General features: G+C 46.1%; 22 protein-coding genes. 20 read left to right on the top strand and 2 right to left on the bottom strand.

The window, feature by feature from the left end; all coding sequences use genetic code 11:
• Window positions 1-38 precede the first annotated feature (38 nt).
• The 19 genes from H6X83_RS08510 to H6X83_RS08420 all read left to right on the top strand — a co-directional run bounded on the left by H6X83_RS08510 (window position 39) and on the right by H6X83_RS08420 (window position 17209).
• The gene (locus H6X83_RS08510; RefSeq protein ID WP_212506070.1) at window positions 39-239 is read left to right on the top strand and encodes a flagellar FlbD family protein; all 201 of its coding nucleotides are present in this window, start codon (window positions 39-41) and stop codon (window positions 237-239) included.
• A gap of 29 nt (window positions 240-268) precedes the next feature.
• Entirely contained in the window at window positions 269-1120 is an 852-nt protein-coding gene (locus tag H6X83_RS08505) for a motility protein A (protein ID WP_212506069.1), read from the top strand.
• 44 nt (window positions 1121-1164) lie between these two features.
• Entirely contained in the window at window positions 1165-2079 is a 915-nt protein-coding gene (locus H6X83_RS08500; protein ID WP_212506068.1) for an OmpA/MotB family protein, read from the top strand.
• Between the two features lie 42 nt (window positions 2080-2121).
• Window positions 2122-3117, top strand: a complete 996-nt coding sequence (gene fliM / locus H6X83_RS08495) for a flagellar motor switch protein FliM (RefSeq protein ID WP_212506067.1) — start codon at window positions 2122-2124, stop codon at window positions 3115-3117.
• A 16-nt stretch (window positions 3118-3133) separates the two neighbouring features.
• Complete coding sequence (gene fliN / locus H6X83_RS08490; RefSeq protein ID WP_246419109.1) at window positions 3134-4558, top strand: flagellar motor switch protein FliN; 1425 nt, start codon at window positions 3134-3136, stop codon at window positions 4556-4558.
• A 49-nt stretch (window positions 4559-4607) separates the two neighbouring features.
• Complete coding sequence (locus H6X83_RS08485; RefSeq protein ID WP_212506066.1) at window positions 4608-4970, top strand: response regulator; 363 nt, start codon at window positions 4608-4610, stop codon at window positions 4968-4970.
• Window positions 4971-4998: 28 nt separating this feature from the next.
• On the top strand, window positions 4999-5391 hold the full coding sequence (gene fliO / locus H6X83_RS08480) for a flagellar biosynthetic protein FliO (RefSeq protein ID WP_212506065.1): 393 nt from the start codon (window positions 4999-5001) through the stop codon (window positions 5389-5391).
• 3 nt (window positions 5392-5394) lie between these two features.
• Window positions 5395-6222 carry a flagellar type III secretion system pore protein FliP gene (gene fliP, locus H6X83_RS08475; protein ID WP_212506064.1) on the top strand — a complete coding sequence of 276 codons (828 nt, stop codon included), beginning with the start codon at window positions 5395-5397 and terminating at the stop codon, window positions 6220-6222.
• 32 nt (window positions 6223-6254) lie between these two features.
• Window positions 6255-6518, top strand: a complete 264-nt coding sequence (gene fliQ / locus H6X83_RS08470) for a flagellar biosynthesis protein FliQ (RefSeq protein WP_212506063.1) — start codon at window positions 6255-6257, stop codon at window positions 6516-6518.
• A gap of 11 nt (window positions 6519-6529) precedes the next feature.
• On the top strand, window positions 6530-7306 hold the full coding sequence (gene fliR, locus H6X83_RS08465; RefSeq protein WP_212506062.1) for a flagellar biosynthetic protein FliR: 777 nt from the start codon (window positions 6530-6532) through the stop codon (window positions 7304-7306).
• A gap of 34 nt (window positions 7307-7340) precedes the next feature.
• Window positions 7341-8417 (top strand): flagellar biosynthesis protein FlhB, encoded by a 1077-nt coding sequence (gene flhB / locus H6X83_RS08460; protein WP_212506061.1) that lies wholly within the window; start codon window positions 7341-7343, stop codon window positions 8415-8417.
• Window positions 8414-10483: a flagellar biosynthesis protein FlhA gene (flhA, locus tag H6X83_RS08455; protein ID WP_212506060.1), complete on the top strand. Its 2070-nt coding sequence runs from the start codon at window positions 8414-8416 to the stop codon at window positions 10481-10483. The genes flhB and flhA overlap by 4 nt, the downstream gene beginning before the upstream one ends.
• 23 nt (window positions 10484-10506) lie before the next feature.
• Window positions 10507-11301: a sigma-70 family RNA polymerase sigma factor gene (locus tag H6X83_RS08450; protein ID WP_212506059.1), complete on the top strand. Its 795-nt coding sequence runs from the start codon at window positions 10507-10509 to the stop codon at window positions 11299-11301.
• Between the two features lie 5 nt (window positions 11302-11306).
• Window positions 11307-12062: a flagellar hook-basal body protein gene (locus tag H6X83_RS08445; RefSeq protein WP_212506058.1), complete on the top strand. Its 756-nt coding sequence runs from the start codon at window positions 11307-11309 to the stop codon at window positions 12060-12062.
• 13 nt (window positions 12063-12075) lie between these two features.
• Window positions 12076-12798 carry a flagellar hook-basal body protein gene (locus H6X83_RS08440; protein ID WP_212506057.1) on the top strand — a complete coding sequence of 241 codons (723 nt, stop codon included), beginning with the start codon at window positions 12076-12078 and terminating at the stop codon, window positions 12796-12798.
• Window positions 12799-12847: 49 nt separating this feature from the next.
• A complete protein-coding gene (locus H6X83_RS08435) occupies window positions 12848-13471 on the top strand; it encodes a chemotaxis protein CheC (protein WP_212506056.1) in 624 nt (207 codons plus the stop codon).
• Complete coding sequence (locus H6X83_RS08430; RefSeq protein ID WP_212506055.1) at window positions 13468-13956, top strand: chemotaxis protein CheD; 489 nt, start codon at window positions 13468-13470, stop codon at window positions 13954-13956. Before H6X83_RS08435 ends, H6X83_RS08430 begins: the two co-directional genes overlap by 4 nt.
• A 60-nt stretch (window positions 13957-14016) precedes the next feature.
• Entirely contained in the window at window positions 14017-14784 is a 768-nt protein-coding gene (locus tag H6X83_RS08425) for a lytic transglycosylase domain-containing protein (RefSeq protein ID WP_246419106.1), read from the top strand.
• A gap of 166 nt (window positions 14785-14950) precedes the next feature.
• Window positions 14951-17209: a phosphodiester glycosidase family protein gene (locus tag H6X83_RS08420; protein ID WP_212506054.1), complete on the top strand. Its 2259-nt coding sequence runs from the start codon at window positions 14951-14953 to the stop codon at window positions 17207-17209.
• A gap of 56 nt (window positions 17210-17265) precedes the next feature.
• Here H6X83_RS08420 and H6X83_RS08415 read toward each other — a convergent pair whose 3' ends face one another.
• Both H6X83_RS08415 and H6X83_RS08410 read right to left on the bottom strand, forming a co-directional pair.
• Window positions 17266-17451 (bottom strand): hypothetical protein, encoded by a 186-nt coding sequence (locus H6X83_RS08415; protein WP_212506053.1) that lies wholly within the window; start codon window positions 17449-17451, stop codon window positions 17266-17268.
• 127 nt (window positions 17452-17578) lie between these two features.
• A complete protein-coding gene (locus tag H6X83_RS08410; RefSeq protein ID WP_212506052.1) occupies window positions 17579-18325 on the bottom strand; it encodes an RICIN domain-containing protein in 747 nt (248 codons plus the stop codon).
• Window positions 18326-18588: 263 nt separating this feature from the next.
• Between H6X83_RS08410 and H6X83_RS08405 the strand changes: the two genes are divergently transcribed.
• Window positions 18589-19806, top strand: coding sequence for a class I SAM-dependent rRNA methyltransferase (locus H6X83_RS08405; RefSeq protein ID WP_212506051.1), 1218 nt, complete (start codon window positions 18589-18591; stop codon window positions 19804-19806).
• Window positions 19807-19828 lie beyond the last annotated feature (22 nt).

Below are 19828 nucleotides of genomic sequence, written 5' to 3'. Positions count from 1 at the left end.
CATGGCGGTGAAGCCAAAATATTATGGAGGAAAAGATTATGATTATGCTTACGAAACTGAATGGTGTGGAGTTTGCACTCAATGATGAGTTGATAGAAACTATCTCTGAAATGCCAGATACCACCATTACAATGACCAATAAAAATCTGTATATTGTGCAGGAAAGTACAAGCGAAGTTGTTGACAAAATTGTCGATTTTCGCAGAGAAGTATTCCGCGGGTTAACCAATGTGAAATGATATGGCTGCGGAAGGAGGAGTGAGCGGAAATGGATCTTAACTCAATTTTAGGCTTGATACTTGGCATCGGTCTGATTGTGATGGGTATATTGACGAACACAGATTCGGCAACGCATGCAATCAAAACATTACCAGCCAGTACGCTGTTAAACTTTTATGACGTACCAAGTATTCTGATTGTTATTGGCGGTACGGTTGCCTGTTTGATGATTGCTTTCCCGATAAGCCAATTCAAAAAAATTGGGAAGCACTTGAAAATTATTATTTCACCAAACAAGTATGACCCCAGCGATTATATTGCGAAAATTGTAGAATTTGCTAAAAAAGCACGTGTCAGCGGACTGCTCGCCCTGGAAGAAGATATTGAGAACGTAGAAGACCCATTCATGAAAAGCAGCCTGATGATGGTAGTTGACTCTGTTGACCCTGAAAAAGTAAAACAGCAAATGGAAACAGAACTGGATTACTTGGAAGACAGACATAGTCAAGACCGAGCGCTGTATGACAAAGGCGCGGCTTTTGCTCCTGGCTTTGGTATGATTGGCACATTGATAGGCCTGATCAATTTGATGAAGCATTTGGATGATGCAAGTGCTGTTGGCCCAAACATGGCTGTTGCATTAATTACAACTTTTTATGGTTCTTTCATTTCCAACATGATTTTTATCCCGATTTCCAACAAGCTCCGTGTGCGTCATGAAGAAGAAATGCTGTGCAAAATGATTATATGCGAAGGTGTGCAGGGCATACAAGCAGGTGAAAACCCGAAGTTTATTGAATCCCGTCTTTCAGAACTTCTGCCGCGCGGTATGTATACTTCCACTGAGGGTGAAGAGTATGATGGAAAGCCAGCCAAGAAAGGTAAGAAGGGTAAAAAATAATCATCATGAAAGCAGCATTTTGAATTGCGCAAGGAGGTGGGCATATGAGTAGAAGGAATAAAGGCGGCGATGAGGATACCGGTACATGGCTGAATACATATGCAGATATGGTTACTTTGCTGCTGACTTTCTTTATTGTCATGTACAGTATGTCCAGTGTGAACCAAGAGAAGTTTCAGGCGCTGGTAAAAGTTATGACAGGCAATGATCCCAATGGTAAGCAGGTAGTAATTATGCAGAATGATACCAGTACATCGGGTGGTACTTCCGGCTATGTCAGTGGTGCAACTGCAAGCGGCAGTGAATCACTTCCGAGTACAATGGATGCTCTGTATCAGTACCTTTCTGATTATGTGAAAAATAATAAAAAAGAGGCTGACATTGAGGTTACCAAAAACGGAACCGGTGTTGTGTACATTAAGTTCAGCAACGCGATGATGTTTAAGCCGGATGATTCTATCCTGACAAAGGAAGCTCAGGTTACTCTTGATTTTTTGGGCAAGGGTTTAAAGAATATGGAGTCGAAAATTCAGCGTATTCAAGTGGAGGGTCATACGGCAGACACCGGCGACCCGAACTACCCGGTAAATGACTGGAAACTTTCCGGTGAACGCGCCGCAAGTGTGGTTACATTTCTGGACGACAATAAGGATATTAAAGATTCTTTGTTTTTGTCTATCGGTTATGGCAACAGCCACCCAACTGCTGACAATTCAACCGAGGCTGGCCGAATTAAGAACCGCCGTGTTGAAATTAAAATTTACGGCACAGAGTCGAATTTGAAGGCTGCAGATGCTATTTTAGCCGGTACTTATGACCCCAGCAAATACCCGACTGCTGAAGGAAATTTGGGAAAAACCACAACTTCCAAGACGACTTCTCAGCCTGCCTCATCAAAGGCATCCGTTTCTTCGGGCGCAGCCTCTGCCCAGTCTAAAGTATCTCCCTACAAAGACTGAATCAATTTGCTGCTTGGCGGCATAAAGGAGTGATTTTGATATATGCCAGAAAATCTGTCACAAAGTCAGATTGACGAATTGATGAAACGGATGCATTCCGGTGCTGTTGACACAGAAACGGAAAAAAAGCCGAAAGTCAAGGACTACGATTTCAGCTCCCCTAAGAAATTCACCAAAGAGCAGCTCAAATCTCTTAATGGCCTTCATGATAACTTTGCGCGGGTGCTTTCGTCCTACTTTACTAGTACGCTGCGGGATGTCTGTGAAGTGGAAGTCCTTCAGATTGAAGAAGAACGCTACTTTGAGTTTAACAATGCTCTGCCAGATAATTCGTTGACCGGAATTATTGACTTTAAACCGGAAGATGAGCATTACGAAGAAACCTCTTTGATTCTTGACATGACAACGAGTCTGGGGTATCTTTTAGTAGAAAGAATGCTTGGCGGAACCAGCCACAGTGGGGAAGTGTTTGTTCCGCAGCGCGATTTTACGGAGATTGAACTGACGCTGCTGAACAGCATTTTTCAGCAGATAACGAAGTATCTGCAGGAGTCCTGGTGTTCCTATGTACCAGTGGCAACTACGCTGACAAGTCTTGAAACAAACGCAAGACTTCTGCAGGCTTTTTCACCGCAGGATGTAGTTGTTATTGCGGCGCTTAGCGTAACGATGGACAATTACTCGGGGACCATAACCATTTGCCTTCCGGCGGAAAGCCTGGAGGAAGTGGTTGACAGCTTTAAAAGCAGGTATTCACGTGCTATTAAACAGCAGGATCCTGAAAAAGAGCAGGAAAAGCGCAATTTAATCATGGATTCCATTAAGCATTCTGACATTGAAATCAAGGCAGTCCTTGATTCTTTTCAAATGTCTTTGGGTGATATCCTGCAGTTACAGGTGCAGGACGTGATTGCATTGAACAAAAATATTAACAGTGACATATGCGTGATGGTTGATGACGAGCCTTGGTACAACGCCAAACTTGGTGTTTCCAAGCTGAAAAAGTCGGTCAAGCTGATCGATGTAGTTGCTGTATAGAAGTGGGGGATAAACTGTGAGCACTAGCCAGAATGCCAATCTTTCGACCGAAGACAGTCAGTTTACTACTGATGAACTGGATGCAATCGGTGAAGTAATGAATATAAGCATGGGCTCGGCAGCAACATCGCTGTCATCTATGCTGGACAGGCAAGTGGTTATTACAACACCAAGAATGAACATTAAGCCCATTCACGACGAGGATTATGCAGACCTTGAGCCTGCCTTGGTTGTGAAGATTGAGTTCATTGAAGGTGTTTTAGGAACCAATATTATGGTGTTTCGCCGCCGGGACATGCAGATTATTTTGAATCTGCTGATGGGTAATGAAGATCTGCCAGATGAAGATGATTCCTATGAATTTGATGAATTGAGCATGAGTGCAGCCTGCGAGGTTTCCAATCAAATGATGGGCGCTGCTGCAACAGCTCTTTCAGAAGTGTTTAATCGTTCCGTTAATATTTCCACACCGGATGCCTTTGTTTCTAAAACAGGTGAAAGTATTAATGAGATGGTATTTGGCAGCAGTACAGTTGAGGATATGGTTGGCATTTCCTTTGACTTGACAATTAACGGTGTCATGAACAGCAACTTCATGAGTGTGCTGCCGGCAAGTTTTGCAAAGGAAATTATCAATATTCTGATGGACCCGCAAAAAGAGGACGAGCCACCAGTTGAGCCGAAGAACGCGAAGCCTGCATCCACAACTGCCCCAACACCGCAGGCGGCGCCGCAGATGCAGCAGCCGGTACCACAGGCAGCGCCGCAGATGCAGCAGCCGGTACCGCAGGCAGCGCCGCAGATGCAGCAGCCGGTACCGCAGGCAGCGCCGCAGATGCAGCAGCCGGTACCGCAGGCAGCACCGCAGATGCAGCAGCCGGTACCACAGGCAGCGCCGCAGATGCAGCAGCCGGTACCGCAGGCAGCACCGCAGATGCAGCAGCCGGTACCGCAGGCAGCACCGCAGATGCAGCAAATGCCACAGATGGGAATGCCGATGATGCCGCAAATGATGCCACAGAATGGGTATTATTATCCGCCGCAGATGATGCCACAGCAGAACCCGTCTTTTTCGGGCCCAATGGGCAGTATGATGCAGGAACCAGCTGTAAATGTAAAGAAGGCCAAGTTCCCGGATTTTTCTCAGCAGGAAAACAGCATTACCTCTCTGAACAGTATCAATATGGGTATGCTTATGAACGTTCCGCTTGATGTTTCAGTGGAAATCGGAAAGACCAGAAGACCGATTAAAGAAATTGCTGATTTCGGCCAAGGAACCGTAATTGAGTTGGAAAAACAGGCGGGTGCGCCGGTCGATATTATTGTAAACGGCCAATTATTAGCTCACGGTGACGTGGTTGTTATAGGAGATAATTTTGGAGTACGCATTACTGAGATTGTTGGTACGAAAGAATTAATGGACTCCTTAAGCAATATGTGATATAAATAAGGTATAAAAATTTCGTTTCAAGGAAAAAAGGAGAATCACCATGTATAAGATTATGCTTGTAGATGACGCCGGTTTCATGCGAATGATGATCAAAAACTATCTGACAAAAGCAGGTTACACGGATTTTGTTGAGGGTGAAGACGGTCAGCGCGCAGTTGAACTGTATCAGCAGGAAAAGCCGGATTTGGTGATTATGGACATCACAATGCCGAACATGAATGGTATCGACGCACTGCGCGAAATTAAAAAAGCAGATGCAAATGCAAAGGTCATTATGTGTTCAGCAATGGGCCAGGAATCCATGGTTATGGATGCCATTACACTTGGCGCAATTGACTTCATTGTTAAACCATTTAAACAGGATCGTATTGTACAGACTGTCAACAAGGTTCTGCCTCTTTGATTGTTTGTATTCTGGGAGGTAGCAGCGATTGCCAGATACAGTAAACAGTGTTTTTTCAGTGCTGGGTACACTTGCACTGATTATCTTGATTTTTGTAGGTGCTTACTGGTGCACAAAGCTTGTTGGTAAGCACTACGGCGGTAGAATGGGCGGTGCTTCATCCAGCATGAAAGTGTTGGACAGGCTTACTTTGGGTGCAGACAGTTCCCTTGTAATAGTGAAGGTGAATGAAAAAGTTCTGTTGCTGGGCGTTGCGCAGCAGCACATTACTTTACTGCAGGAACTGGATGCAGAACTTTATCCGGATGAAAAGCCGCAGGGTACAGATGGAAAGACCGCCCCGTTTTCCGACGTACTAAAAAATTCATTACAAAACTGGGGCATTAAGCTCCCCGATAAAACAGGAAAGAAAGGGGACTGACTTATGACCAGACTTCCGTCACGGGCAGAGGTCAGCCCTGAACAGCGAAAAAGAGAACTGAAACGGTACATATTGCGTTTCTTCGTTTCATTGGGTGTGTTTTTGGTACTTGTGCTGTTTTTGTTTGCAACAGGTGCACATGCAGCTAAATTCAATGTCACCATGGATACAGGAAATGACAAGGGTACTTCTACAGGGCCGCTGCAGGTATTGATTCTATTTGCAGCAATTGCACTGGCACCGACAATGCTTTTGATGATGACCAGTTTTACACGTATCATCATTGTGCTTTCGCTCCTGCGAAATGCAATAGGTCTGCAGACGACTCCGCCAAACCAGGTGTTGATTGGTATAGCACTTGCGCTGTCCCTGTTCGTTATGGCACCAACCCTGACCGAAGTCAACAATACGGCTGTACAGCCGTATACCAACGGAAAGATTACGCAGACACAGGCAATTGAAAACGCCAAAAAGCCTTTAAAAGTATTTATGCTGAAACAGACCGGTGTTAAGGAAATGAACATGTTCCTCGAACTTTCCGGTCAGAAGCATGAGCTGAAAAAGGTAGAGCCGAATGAATTGCTGAGTTTGGGATTTCGTGTGATTATGCCTGCTTTTGTTACAAGCGAATTAAAGCGTGCCTTTACCATAGGATTCCTGCTGTTCATTCCTTTCATGATCATTGATATGGTCGTTTCCAGTGTGCTGATGTCCATGGGCATGGTAATGCTGCCGCCTTCCATGATTTCACTGCCGTTTAAGCTGATGCTGTTTGTGGTAGTAGACGGGTGGGGGCTGCTGTTTGATTCGCTTGTGAAAAGTTTCCATTAGCGGCAGGATACTGAGGAAAGGAGGCCGTGCCTGTGACATCCGAACAAGTACTTACAATTTTTCGTGAAGCAATCATGACAATGCTGAAGCTTGCAGTTCCTTTTTTGGTTGTAAGCATCGCCATAGGTCTGATTGTTGCTATATTTCAGGCTGCCACGCAGATTCATGAACAGACAATTACCTTTGTACCGAAAATTATAGTGATTGCCTTTATGATGCTGATGCTCGGTTCCTGGATGATTTCAGTCATGAGCGACCTGTTTCAAAGTATCTGCAAAATGATTATTCAGGTGTAGGTGGGGCATTCATGACAATACAAATGCAGACACTGCTTGCCTACCTGCTGGTCTTTTGCCGAATGTGCGGCATGGTGGTGTTTAATCCGCTGCTGATGAGCAAAAATGTTCCGGCAAGAATGCGTGTTGGGCTGGCAGCCCTGCTGACGGCCATTATTGCGCCGGGTTTGCTGCAAACAGCTCCGGTCGGTTTGACTGATGTTGGTCTTGTGCTTGCCATTGGCAAAGAAATGCTGGCCGGTCTGGTTTGCGGTTTTATCTTTCAGATATTCTACTATCTGCTGATGTTTGCCGGTGATGTGATGGATACCACCTTTGGCTTAGCAATGGCAAAGATTTTTGACCCGGGCACAAACATACAAATGTCTCTGTCTGGCAAGGTGCTGGATGTCATCTTTGTACTTTATTTCTTTGCAACTGACAGCCACTTGGTGCTGATTCGCATTTTCACTTCTTCTTATGATATTATTCCAATGGGGCAGTTGGCACATATTCGCCAAACGGGGTCCTTCTTGCTGGATTTGTTTACCAGCGCATTTTCTCTGGCGGTGAGACTTACGCTGCCGTTCCTTGCGGCAGATTTGCTTTTGGAGGTTGCCATGGGTATCCTGATGAAGCTGATTCCGCAGATAAATGTTTTTGTCATCAGCATGCAGCTGAAAATTCTGCTGGGAATTGGCTTGATGTTCCTTTTTGCCAGTCCAATCTGCAACTTCATTACAAACTACACAGATACCATGCTGAAAGCAATGGAGCAGGCTCTGTATTTGTTAAAACCGACGGGATGACAATTCGTTTGCAGGCAGCGAAGGAGGTGGTGAAGTGGCGCAGAATTCAAGCGGTGAAAAAACAGAGCAGGCTACCCCGAAACGAAAGACGGATGAACGAAAAAAAGGCAACGTTTTTCTCAGTCAGGAAGCTGTTACTGTGGCAACAATGCTTGCCTCCTTTGCAATTTTGAAAGCACTTGGTTCCACTATGCTGGGACAGCTTCAGTACTCTCTTCGTGACTTCATCAATCTGGGTGCTACGATGGAAACCGTGAGCACAGATGATGTTTCTCAGCTTTTTATCAAGGGCTGCATTACCTTTGCAATCGGTGCTTTGCCAGTTGCGCTGATTTGTTCTGCTGCGGCTGTTGCACTTACGCTGGCGCAGACCAAATTCCTTTTCTCCGCAAAGGGTTTTGCGTTTAAAGCAAACCGCATGAATCCGCTGAATGGAATTAAAAATCTGTTTTCCATGCGTGGCGTTATGGAACTGATAAAGTCCATTCTAAAAATCCTTTTGCTGGGCATTATTGTCTGGAATGTTTTAAATGGCTGGATTTTGCAGCTTCCACGTATGATGGATATGCAGGTAGGGCAGGCTTTTGCAAATATTTGCGATACCGTTTTTAACATGGCAATACAAGTTTCAGTTGTATTTGTTGCGCTTGCTGCATTCGATTATTTCTTTCAGTGGTGGGACTACAACAAAAAGCTGCGCATGACGAAGCAGGAGGTTAAGGAAGAATATAAAGAAACAGAGGGTGACCCGCAGATTAAAGGCCAGATTAAGGATCGCCAGCAGGCAATGTCACGCAGACGTATGATGCAGAATGTTCCAAATGCGGATGTTGTTATTCGTAACCCGACCCACGTCGCGGTAGCGATTCAATATGATTCGAAAAAATCAAGAGCACCGGTTGTGGTCGCAAAAGGTTTGGATTCTCTGGCACTGCGAATCGTTGCAGTGGCAGAGGAGAACGGCGTTTATATAACAGAGAATGTGCCGCTCGCCCGTGGCCTGTACGCAGCAGTGGATCTTGATCAGGAGATTCCGGAAAAGTATTACAAAACAGTGGCAGAGGTTTTGGCCTTCGTCTACAAACTCAAGAAAAAGGACAAGAATAGATGAAGAAGATCTTTCACAACATTGTAGCTATATTTGTAATAATCATCGTGTTCCTGCTGATTATCCCGCTGCCGACGCAGATGCTGGACTTTCTGTTTATTACAAACCTTGCACTTTCTTTTGTGATTCTGCTTACCACCATGTACATACAGGAGCCGCTGGAGTTTTCTGTTTTTCCGTCTTTGCTGTTGATTACGACTTTGTTTCGGCTTGGACTAAATGTTTCTTCCACGCGTTCCATCCTTTCTAACTCCGGTTACGCCGGCGAAGTAGTCAAGACCTTCGGCTCTTTTGTTATCGGTGGCAACCTTGCAGTTGGTTTGGTTATCTTCTTTATCATCGTTTTGGTGCAGTTCCTGGTTATTACAAAAGGTTCGGAACGTGTTGCTGAAGTTTCTGCCCGCTTTACTTTGGATGCAATGCCCGGTAAACAGATGGCGATCGATGCGGACTTAAGTTCCGGATTGATTAATGAAACACAGGCGCGTGAGCGCCGTACAAAGATTCAGCGGGAAGCTAACTTCTTCGGTTCTATGGATGGCGCTTCCAAGTTCGTAAAAGGCGATGCAACTATTTCCATCGTCATCACTGTTATTAACCTGATTGGCGGCATTATTGTCGGTATGATGCATGGCGGCGATATTCAAACGGTTATGGCCACCTACTCGCAATCCACGGTTGGCGACGGCTTGATGTCTCAGATTCCGGCGCTGCTGATTTCTGTGGCTACCGGCATGATTGTTACCCGCACGTCGTCGGACTCCACTCTGAACGAAGATGTAGTAAAGCAATTTACCCGCCAGCCGCGTGTCCTATTTATTTCGGGCCTGGCAATGCTTTGTCTGATACTTATCGGTTTCCCGCCGGTACAGGTGATCATGTTGGCAGCACTGCTGATGGTAGGCAGCTACATGATTAACAAGAAGATGAAGGCTCAGGAATCGCAGCCGCAGCTTGCGGTAGAGGGTCCGCCGGTAAAGCAGGAAGTTACCAGTGATGTAGAGTTTTACAGGAATTTGGACAACGTATACAACCTGTTGAATGTAGACCCAATCGGCATGGAATTCGGCTACAGCCTGCTTCCTCTTGTTGATGAAAAGAGCGGCGGAAATTTTGTAGACCGCGTGGTCATGTTCCGAAAACAGTTTGCGGATGAAATGGGCATGGTTATTCCGTTTGTCCGTCTGCAGGACAGCGGTCAGCTCAACCCAAACCAGTATGAGATTCGGATTAAAGGTGAAAGCGTTGCGCAGGGTGAAGTGCTGATTGACCACTTCCTTGCATTGGTGCCGGAAGACCGCCCACAGGATGATATAGATGGTATTGACACCGTTGAGCCGGCGTTTGGCATGCCTGCAAAGTGGATTAGCAGCGACCAGAAAATCAAAGCGGAAATGGCAGGGTATATCCTGATTGATCCGACTTCGGTTATCATTACACATTTGTCGGAAGTCATCCGCTCCCATGCGGATGAACTGCTGAACCGTCAGGAAGTCAAGAACATGATAGAGAACCTCAAGAAAGTCAACTCTACCGTTGTGGACGATACGATTCCCAATATTGTTTCTGTGGGTGATTTGGAGAAAATCCTCAAGAATCTGCTGCGTGAAGGTGTGCCGATTCGGGATATGGAAACTATTTTGGAAACAATGTCTGATTATTCTGCTACCATTAAGGATACCGATATCCTTACTGAATACGTTCGGCAGTCCCTGCGCCGTGTCATTACGCATCGTTTTGCAGAGGCAGGTCAGCTGAAGGTGGTCAGCTTGGATGCCGGTGTAGAAAACATGATTATGGGTTCTGTCAAAAAAATGGACGGCGGTTCCTACCTTTCTCTGGAGCCGGATATTATACAGCAGATTGCTTCGTCTACAACAGAAAAAGTCAACGAAATGCGAAAAGTGGTACAGACACCGATTATCCTTACGTCACCGGTTGTGCGTATTTACTTTAAAAAGCTGGTTGACCAGTTCTGCCCTAACGTAACGGTACTTTCTTTTAACGAAATTGACCCGTCTGTACAGATACAGGCGCTAGGCACGATTGAAATTCCCAAACAGGAGTAAATTCGGCAGAAGGAGGGGCACAAATGAATAATCTCGCAGAAGCAGAAGCATATGAAGACTCGGCTGATCCGGCAGAACTGATGCTGCGCTACAAACAGACCGGCGACTTGGAAATTCGTAATCAGCTTGTTATGCATTATTTGGGTTCTGTGAAAAAAACAGTTATGAGTATGCGCTCCATCCTGCCGGCAAATATGCAGTATGATGATTTTATTAATCAGGGTGTGCTTGCACTGATTGACTGCATTGATAAATTTGATCCATCCCGTGGCGCAAGTTTTGATACTTATATTTTCAAGCGTCTGCGTGGTTCTGTGCTCAGCTATATGAGAAAGCAGAGCTGGCTGCCGTATCGGGTGCGCTCGGCACGCAGGACAATTCTGCAGGAACAGGATGCGCTGACCGCAGAACTGAGCAGAGAGCCTACACAGGCTGAACTGTGTGAGCGCTTGGATATGAGTATGGAGGACTACGACCGGTACATTGCGGAAATCGCCAATGCGGAAATGTATTCCTTCGAAGATTTGCTGGAAAATGCTTCTCAGCTTATCAATCATGCTGGTTCAGAAGACGGTGAGCAAATTTCTCCGGAAGAAAGAGTGATGCAGGAGGAATTGTGTCAGGTACTTCAGCAGGCGATTGATGCGCTGCCAAAGAGGGAGCGGGAAGTGATTACCCTCTGTTACTATGAGAATTTAAATCTGCGGGAAATTGGAGAAGTGCTTGGCGTTAGCCAGCAGCGTGCTTCCTGTGCCAGAACTTCTGGTCTGGCAAAACTCAGTAAAAGACTTTCTGATTATTTAAGTGAAAGGGAATAAAAACCATGCTTAGTGGATTTTATACGATTGCTTCCGGGCTGATGACTCAGCAGAAGAAGCTGGAAACCGAAGGAAACAATGTTGTCAACAGTCAGACACCGGGTTACCGTACCCAGCGTGTAACAGCGACTCCTTTTGAGCAGGAACTGTACACAAGGTTTGAAAACGGCAATACGGAAAATATCGGCTATGCAAGTCCGGCAACTATCGTAAAAAACTTGACAACTCGCTTCAATGCGGATAATATCAAAACAACGGATCGCAGTATGGATGTTGCCATAGATGGAAACGGCTACTTTACGATTGCTGGTTCGGACGGTAAAAAATACATCACGCGCAATGGCGGCTTTGATGTAGATGATGAAGGTTACCTTGAACTGCCAGACTGCGGGCGTGTGCTTGGGACAGATAAACAGCCAATCAAGGTGGGGGACACCAACTTTACGGTGCTTTCCGGCGGCACTGTGCTTACCAGCGCTGGCCAGCAGGCAGGGACCATTATGTTAACAACACCAGCAGATGATGCTGAGCTGACGCAGTATTCCAATGGGCTTTTTGGTGCCCCGGCAAACGCACCAACAGGTGCTGCCGGAGGAAGTGTAACCCTGCGCCAAAAAGCACTGGAATCTTCAAATGTTGATTTGAACCGTGAGGTTTCCATGCTGATGGAGGCACAGAGTGCTCTCAAATCCTGCAGTTCAGCGCTGCAGATTTATGATCAGATTAATCAGAAAGCCGCCTCTCAGATTGCCAGCGTGTAAAGGAGAATAAGCCATGAATATCGGATTTTATACCGGCGCTGCCGGACTTGTTGCATTTCAAAGTGAAATGAACGTTGTCGGCAACAATATTGCAAACAGCAGTACAACCGGTTTTAAACCGACTACAACCTCTTTTGAAGATTTGCTGCATTACAAAATGTATGTGAATAGTACAGATGAACCCTTGCAGGGTACCGGCACACGCAATGTGAGTACGGGCATGAATATGGATCAGCAGTCTTTGCAGCCGACTGAAGGTGACCTTGACTATGCGATTGTTGGGGATGGCTTCTTTGCAGTAGACAACAACGGTACACCGGCCTTTACTCGCTGCGGTTCTTTTCAGGCTTCTCAGGATGGTACAGGTAAATATTATCTTGCGGACGAACAGGGTCGCTTTGTGCTGAACAGTCAGGGCGCACGGATTCCGATTGCACGTGATGCAGTGGCAGGGCGTTTTAAGGATGTGTCCAGCCAAATTGGAATTTTTCAGTTCAAAAACCCGGAGGCGCTTACGCAGCTTACGGGAAATCTTTATGCAGAAAATACAGCTTCCGGTCAGCCTGCAGCAGCTGCGGGGGTCCAGCTGAAAAACGGATATCTGGAGCAGTCCGGCACTTCCCTTGTAGATGAAATGACTAATATGATTCAGGCACAGCGCGGCTTTCAGCTGAGTGCCCGTGTACTGCAGACGAACAATGAAGTGGAAGATACTATCAATGACCTGCGTTCATAACTCTTATACTGAATTTGTCGGCAAGATTTAAGAAAGAGGGAATTTTTTCATGGCTTTTCGTGATTTGACGGATTTGAATGATATGCACCTTGATGTGCTCAAGGAAATTGGCAATATTGGTTCGGGAAATGCGGCATCAGCGCTTTCCGCTATGCTGTCGAAGCCCATTAATATAGAGGTGCCCAAAATCAACATTTTGGATTACAACACCGTAGTGGACAGTCTTGGCGGCCCTGAAAATCTTCTGGTCAGTCTGCTGTTCACCATGACAGATGATGTAAAGGGCATGATGATTTTTCTGCTGCAGAAAGATTTTGCACATATGCTGCTCAATACATTGCTTGGCTGTGAACTTGAAAGTTTCAATGATGTGGGAGAAATGGAGCTTTCCGCCCTAAAAGAAGTCGGCAATATCATGGCAGCTTCTTACGTGAATGCTATTTCCACTTTGGCAGATTTGCGAATGAATATTTCTGTACCGGATATCTGCATTGATATGGCAGGTTCCATCCTGAGTGTCCCCGCAATTCATTTTGCAAATATCAGCGATAAGATTATTTTTATCAACGATGAGTTTAATGCAGATGGGCAGAGTGCGTCCAGTCAGGTTCTCATGATCCCGGATATGGAATCGCTAGAAAAGATTATGAAGAATTTGGGGCTGGATTTATGAGTCAGGTTGTAACTGTCGGAATTTCCGACTTAAATGCAGTAAAAGCACCGGATGTGCTGGTGACGTATGCACTTGGCTCATGTGTGGGAATCTGCCTGTATGATCCTTCTATGAAGATAGCGGGGCTTTCTCACATTATGCTTCCGTCCAGTGTGCAGATGTCTGCTGATAAAAGTCAGGCCATGAAATTTGCAGACACGGCCATCGAGATTTTGGTGCATCGTATGGAAAAAATGGGCGCACATATTTTTCGAATGAAGGCGAAAATTGCCGGAGGAGCGCAGATGTTCTCAGGCGTTAACAACTCCTCACTGGCAAACATCGGCCAGCGGAATGTCATTGCGGTGAAGCAGGAACTGCTTCGGCTGCACATTCCGATTATTGCAGAGGATACCGGAAAGAATTACGGCCGTACATTGTACTTTGGCGCGGATGACGGTTCCATGCGGATTAAGTCTGTAAATCGCGGTGAGTGGGTCTGGTAAGACTGAATACATACTTTTTCTGATAAATAAAGGCCAAGTGTTCAAAAGGAGGAGATTTGAATGGAAATATACTTTGATCCCAGGCTGATGACAGCATCACGAACATCAGGCTCTGCTGCAGCGGCTTCCGGAACTTCGGCAGTTTCCTCACAGCCGTCTTTTCAAAATGTGCTTAGCCGTACGGCTTCCGCGGCATCCGTTTCTGCACCCAGCACACTGGAAAGTATTTTTGCAAAGGCTTCACAGAAATACGGTGTACCGGAAAATTTGCTGAAGGCTGTTGCAAAGGCGGAATCTGATTTTCAAGCGAATTGTGTTTCTTCTGCAGGTGCTTCCGGCATTATGCAGTTAATGCCGGAAACGGCAAAAGAATATGGCATTACGGATATATTTGACCCAGAGCAAAATATCATGGGTGGTGCGCAGGAGCTTGCAGCCAACTTGAAGCGCTACAATGGTGATATTAAATTGACTTTGGCAGGTTACAACGCTGGCTGCGGCAATGTTGCAAAATATGGTGGTATACCGCCGTTTGCAGAAACGCAGAACTATGTCAAAAAAGTTATGAGTTACATGGGGCAGGATATTCAAGTGCCGAATACAACTTATCAAGCCGCATCTGCTTCTGCAGGTACAAGTGGTGTGGATACTTCCGGCCTTGCAAATCTGCTTTCCGCCGGTTCTGCTTCCGGTACATCAACCGCAGACAATACAGACTTTACATATCAGGATTATCAGATGTTTGTTGGTCTGATTGTAAACGCACTGAAAAACGGATGGGATTCTGACAGTTCAGAAAATTCCAGAAGCAGTTATTGGTATCGCTAAAAAATATGCAGATAATAAAGTCCCTGCTTTTCGCAAGCAGGGACTTTTTACAGTTATGTAACTCTATCTGCGCTTGCAGCAAAAAAGGAAAAGTGTTACAATAAACTGGATGATATTTCATAATTTGCATATCACGGTTTGAAATCGTGGGAGAGGACGAGAACAAATGCATTTTCAGTTCAAAATTCAAAAACTGCTGCCGGCATTTTTGGCCGCAGTCATCGTTTTGCAGCCACTTTCTGCGGCACCTGCTTATGCGGTTGCGGCGGTCAATGGGATGCCGCTGTCGCTGGCTGCATCGGTCGAAAGCGTAACAAATAAAACGGTAACCCCGGGTTTAACAGAAACACGTTTTTCGTATATCGGAAAAGATAAGTACCGCAATACTTGCTTTATGCTTAGCTACAAAGCAGGCGACCCACGGGTTTCTTTGGTGGCAGGCACACCGCATGACAGCGAAAAAATTGGATTGTCTACTGTACGGAATCAGGCCAATGCAGTAATTGCAGAGGGGAAACAGGTCGTTGCTGCGATTAATAGTGACATGTATAACATGAACACCGGTGACCCATGGGGCGTTGTTGTTAAAAACGGTAAAGAAATTCACCCTTATGCACCAGTTCGCACATGGTGGAAATTTTTTGGTTTAAAGCGTAATGGTGCACCAATTTACGGTGACCGTACAGTTTATGAACAGAACAAAAGTGATATTTGGCAAGCCATGGGTATTCACAGCGTGTTGGTTGATGACAGCAAAGTTGTGAATACAGACCACAGCGCAATACCGGCACCGCGCGTAGCGGTTGGTGTTCGCTCAGACTATACGATTTTCTTCCTGATGGTGGACGGACGTCAGTCACCCTACTCTCATGGCTTGACCCTGGATGGCATTGCACAGATGATGAAAGACCTCGGTGCTGTTTGGGCAGGCAATATGGATGGCGGTGGTTCTGCCACTTGTCTGACCAAAGCAGAGAACAGCTCGGCACTGAAGGTTCAGAACAGGCCATCAGACGGCTCAGAACGTGCAGTGGCAAATTCCTGGCTGTTTGTGCTGGATGCTCCGCAAGGAGGCGATATGGCTTCTGCGGACGTGAAAGCGGCATATGATTATTACACACCAGGCAGCTTAATTCAGTTTTCAGCATTGGCAAGAAGCAATGACGGCCGTCCGGCTGAAATGGCTTCCTCCGGACTGAGTTGGTCACTTGCCGCGGGGTCAGATGGAATTATCAATTCACGAGGTACAGTAACTGCCGGAGCTTCGACTGGTACGGTGGAAGCACAACTGAATTTGGACGGTCAGGTAATGGGCACGAAAATGGTTCATGTCGTGCAGCCGGACAGCCTTGCCCGCAAATCTGCTGACATGCGTGTGCTGCCGGGCAGTACCTTAAACCTTGGAATTACGGCGTCCTGGCAGGGCCATCCTGTTTTAATCAATCCGGCAGATTTGTCCTACGAGATTCCGGCGGGACTCGGCAGTGTGGATGGAAACGGCGTTTTCCATGCATCCAATACTGCTGCATCAGGAAACATTACAGTACAACTGAAAGGTACCGGTGAAACGGTTCGCATACATATTTGTGTTGGTGAACCGGAGATCATGGAAAGCTGTGAATGGCTGACCAACGACCGTGTGGCGATGAATAAATGGGCAGCAAGCGCCAATTACCGAGATTTAGCAGTGAATTACGGAAGCATGACATCACTGGTGCACAGCGGTAAATACGCCATGCGCGTCAGTTTTGATTTCCGTAAAGCAAAGGAAACTGGTAATTTAGCGGTTAACTTTGGGCCGCGTTGTGCCCGCAGCAGCAGCGGCAGTGCGGCTGCCTTGGGAATGTGGGTGAATGGTTCTGCCTGCCGCGGTGACAGCCTGTGGGGCTGTGTTTACAACAGCCGCGGCAAAAAAGTGTATATTTCCATGCCCGGTACGGTGAATTGGAGCGGATGGAAATATATCGAAATGCCGATTTCTCATAACGAAAAAGGTCCATTTTCAATCCGCGGTGATTCCATCAGCATTGTTGCGGCGGGGAAAAATGCCTGCCGCAAGGGCTACGCAGTAGTAGATGACATACAATTTACTTATGATAGAAACAATGTAGATGCTGCTGCACCGATTATCGATGAAATTAGTGTGGATGGAAAAACCTATTCCAATTACAAAGCAGATGTGGAGATCAGATGCCATGATGCCGGAACAAATGGCATGACATCCGGAATCAACTGGAACAGTATGAAAGTTTGCGTTGACGGTGTGAATTACATCAATGCGCAGGGCTATGCCTGCGACAAAAACGGTACAGTTGCCATCAGCGGAAAGTCATGGTCTGCAGGCAGGCACCGTTTGGATGTCAGCCTTGAAGACAATACAGGCAACTGCTGTGGAAAAACAGTATTCTTTACGGTTACTGATTAATAGAAAAAGTAAAAGGTCACTGCAGAATTAACTGCAGTGACCTTTTTGGGTTAATATTATGTGATTTGGCGCGTAAAGCTGTCGGCACAGGTGCGCATATCCTGTAAAGAATTTACGCGAAAAGCGTGTGTGCTCATTTCTTCTTTCACTTCTGCGGGAAGTTCTTCAAAGTAGGCTTTTGCAGCGGGTTCTTCGCGCATTAAAGTAAACAGATCACGGTAAGCTTTGGTCGGCTGCTCCATTCCTTTATCACCTCTCAGTACTAGTATTTCCGCAGTGAGGAGCAATATGGAAGGCAAAAACTACAAGGTAACTCGGAAATAACTGTATAAAAAACAGGAACGTTTTTCAGCGTTCCTGTTTCCAGAATTATTTGCTTTTCACGGAATTTTTAGCGCCTGCACCGACTGCTTTTACTTCTTTCGCAAGTTCCGGCTTCTGCTCTTCATGGATGCCCACAGGCTGTGTTCCTGCGGCTTTTACAGCTGGTATTGAAGCAAGCTTTGCTTCGGCAGCTGGTTTAATGGCAGTAGTATTTTCAGTGGTGACTGCAGCAGTAACCGGTGCAGCAACTTTTTTAGCGGCACGGCGGCCGCGGCGGTGTTTGGCAGTCGGAGCCGCTTTCTGCGGTTCCTCGTTATCATTCGGTGCGAGCTGAAGCAGCTTCCATTCCTGATTTTCACCGTCAACGTTGTCCCAAATCTGAAGATGCGCACCTTCTTCATTGGAAATGTCAACGATGTCGGCACATTTTCCACTTGCTTTGGAAATCAGCTTGTAGCACCCGCGGGAAGAGGATTCCAGCTTCCACAGCTGGGTGTCAGTGTCACAGGAATCCCACTGATGCAGCCATGCACCGTTTTCAGTTCCACCGTTAATAACATCAATGGATTTGCCTGAAGCAGTGTTGACAAGGCGGCAGTAGCCGTCAGCAGCAGGTTCAAGCTTCCAGAATTGTGAAGCTGCATTTTTATCAGGGGTATTCATTGCAAGCAGTGCGCCATTGCCTGCATCGCAGTCTTCCACGCTGATTGCCTTGCCACTCTGTTTGGAAAGAATCTGATAGAATTTGCTGTTAGAGGCGAACTTTTCGGTCGCTGTTTTTTTTACTGCCATAACAATAAACGCTCCTTTTATGATGATGTATTGAATCGACAAAACTGTGCAGTTTTTACGCATCTGTGCTTTACATTTTTATTCAATTATAGCATTTAAAAAGGTGATGTCAATCATTGTAAATTAAAAATGGCGATTTAATGGTAATATCTGTAAACCGTCATTCGCTTTTTGTTGCAATTCCCCGCAATATCCGTTATCATTAAAAATATCGCCGTGCCAATCGGCGCTTTTGAGTAGGATGAATTTAGCGGAGGCATAAAATGAAAGACAGAGGCTACAGGCAGATTATTGTTACAAAAAAAGCGGAGGCATCCGTGGCAAACGGACACCCGTGGATTTATGATACAGAAGTTTCTTTGGTGGGAGAAGCACCGGAGGACGGTAAACTGGCAGATGTGCTTTCCGGCAAGGGCCGCTATTTGGGTACCGGGTTTTACAACAGTCATAGTAAAATCCGCGTACGTCTGATTTCCAGAAACGCAAATGATGTTTTTAATCAGGAATTTTTTGAGCGGCGCATTCGTTATGCATGGGAGTACCGCAAAACAGTGATGAACGGTGACACAGACTGCTGCCGCATTATTTTTGGCGAGGCAGACCAATTTCCCGGATTAACAGTTGACCGTTTCGGTGGAATCCTCGTAACGCAGACGCTTTCCCTTGGATTTGAAAAAATCAAACCAATGCTTTTTGCGGCACTCTATAAAGTGTTGACAGAAGACGGCCAGAAAATAGATGGTATTTATGAGCGCAACGATGTTGCCATTCGGGAACTGGAGGGTCTAAAACAAGGAAAAGGTTTTTATCTGCTGCCTAGTCTGCCGATACCGAAAAGCACCGAAACAGAAATTACGGAAAACGGAATTCAATATTTGGTTGACTTCGAAAACGGACAGAAAACCGGTTTTTTTCTTGACCAGAAATACAACCGTTTGGCCGTTTCCCGCTTGGCAAAAGGGAAACGGGTGCTGGATTGTTTCACGCATACAGGTTCTTTCGCACTGAATGCGGCAAAAGGCGGTGCGCAGCATGTACATGCTGTTGATATCAGCGAAGAAGCGATTGCAATGACGCGTGAAAATGTGCGGAGAAATGGTTTTGAAAATGTAATTGACTGCGAAACAGCAAATGTGTTTGACTTGCTGCCGACTTTACAGCCAAATCAGTATGATTTTATTATCCTTGACCCACCGGCCTTTACGAAAAGCCGGCGTACCGTGGAAAAGGCCGCACGCGGTTACAAAGAAATTAATCTGCGTGCCATGAAGCTGCTCCCACGCGGTGGCTACCTTGCAACCTGCTCCTGCTCGCACTTTATGCCGGATCCGCTTTTTTGCAAAATGCTGCATGCGGCGGCGGCAGATGCGCAGGTTTCTCTGCGGCAGATAGAAGCACGTCAGCAGGCACCGGACCATCCGGTGCTTTGGAATGTACCTGAAACAGATTACCTGAAATTTTACCTCTTTCAGGTGGTTTAACAATTCCTTTACAGGAGGCAAG

This window comes from Caproicibacterium amylolyticum (genome assembly GCF_014467055.1).
GTDB lineage: Bacteria > Bacillota > Clostridia > Oscillospirales > Acutalibacteraceae > Caproicibacterium > Caproicibacterium amylolyticum.
The sequence above is the reverse complement of the archived record's forward strand: the minus strand, read 5'-3'. Positions and strand labels throughout refer to the sequence as shown.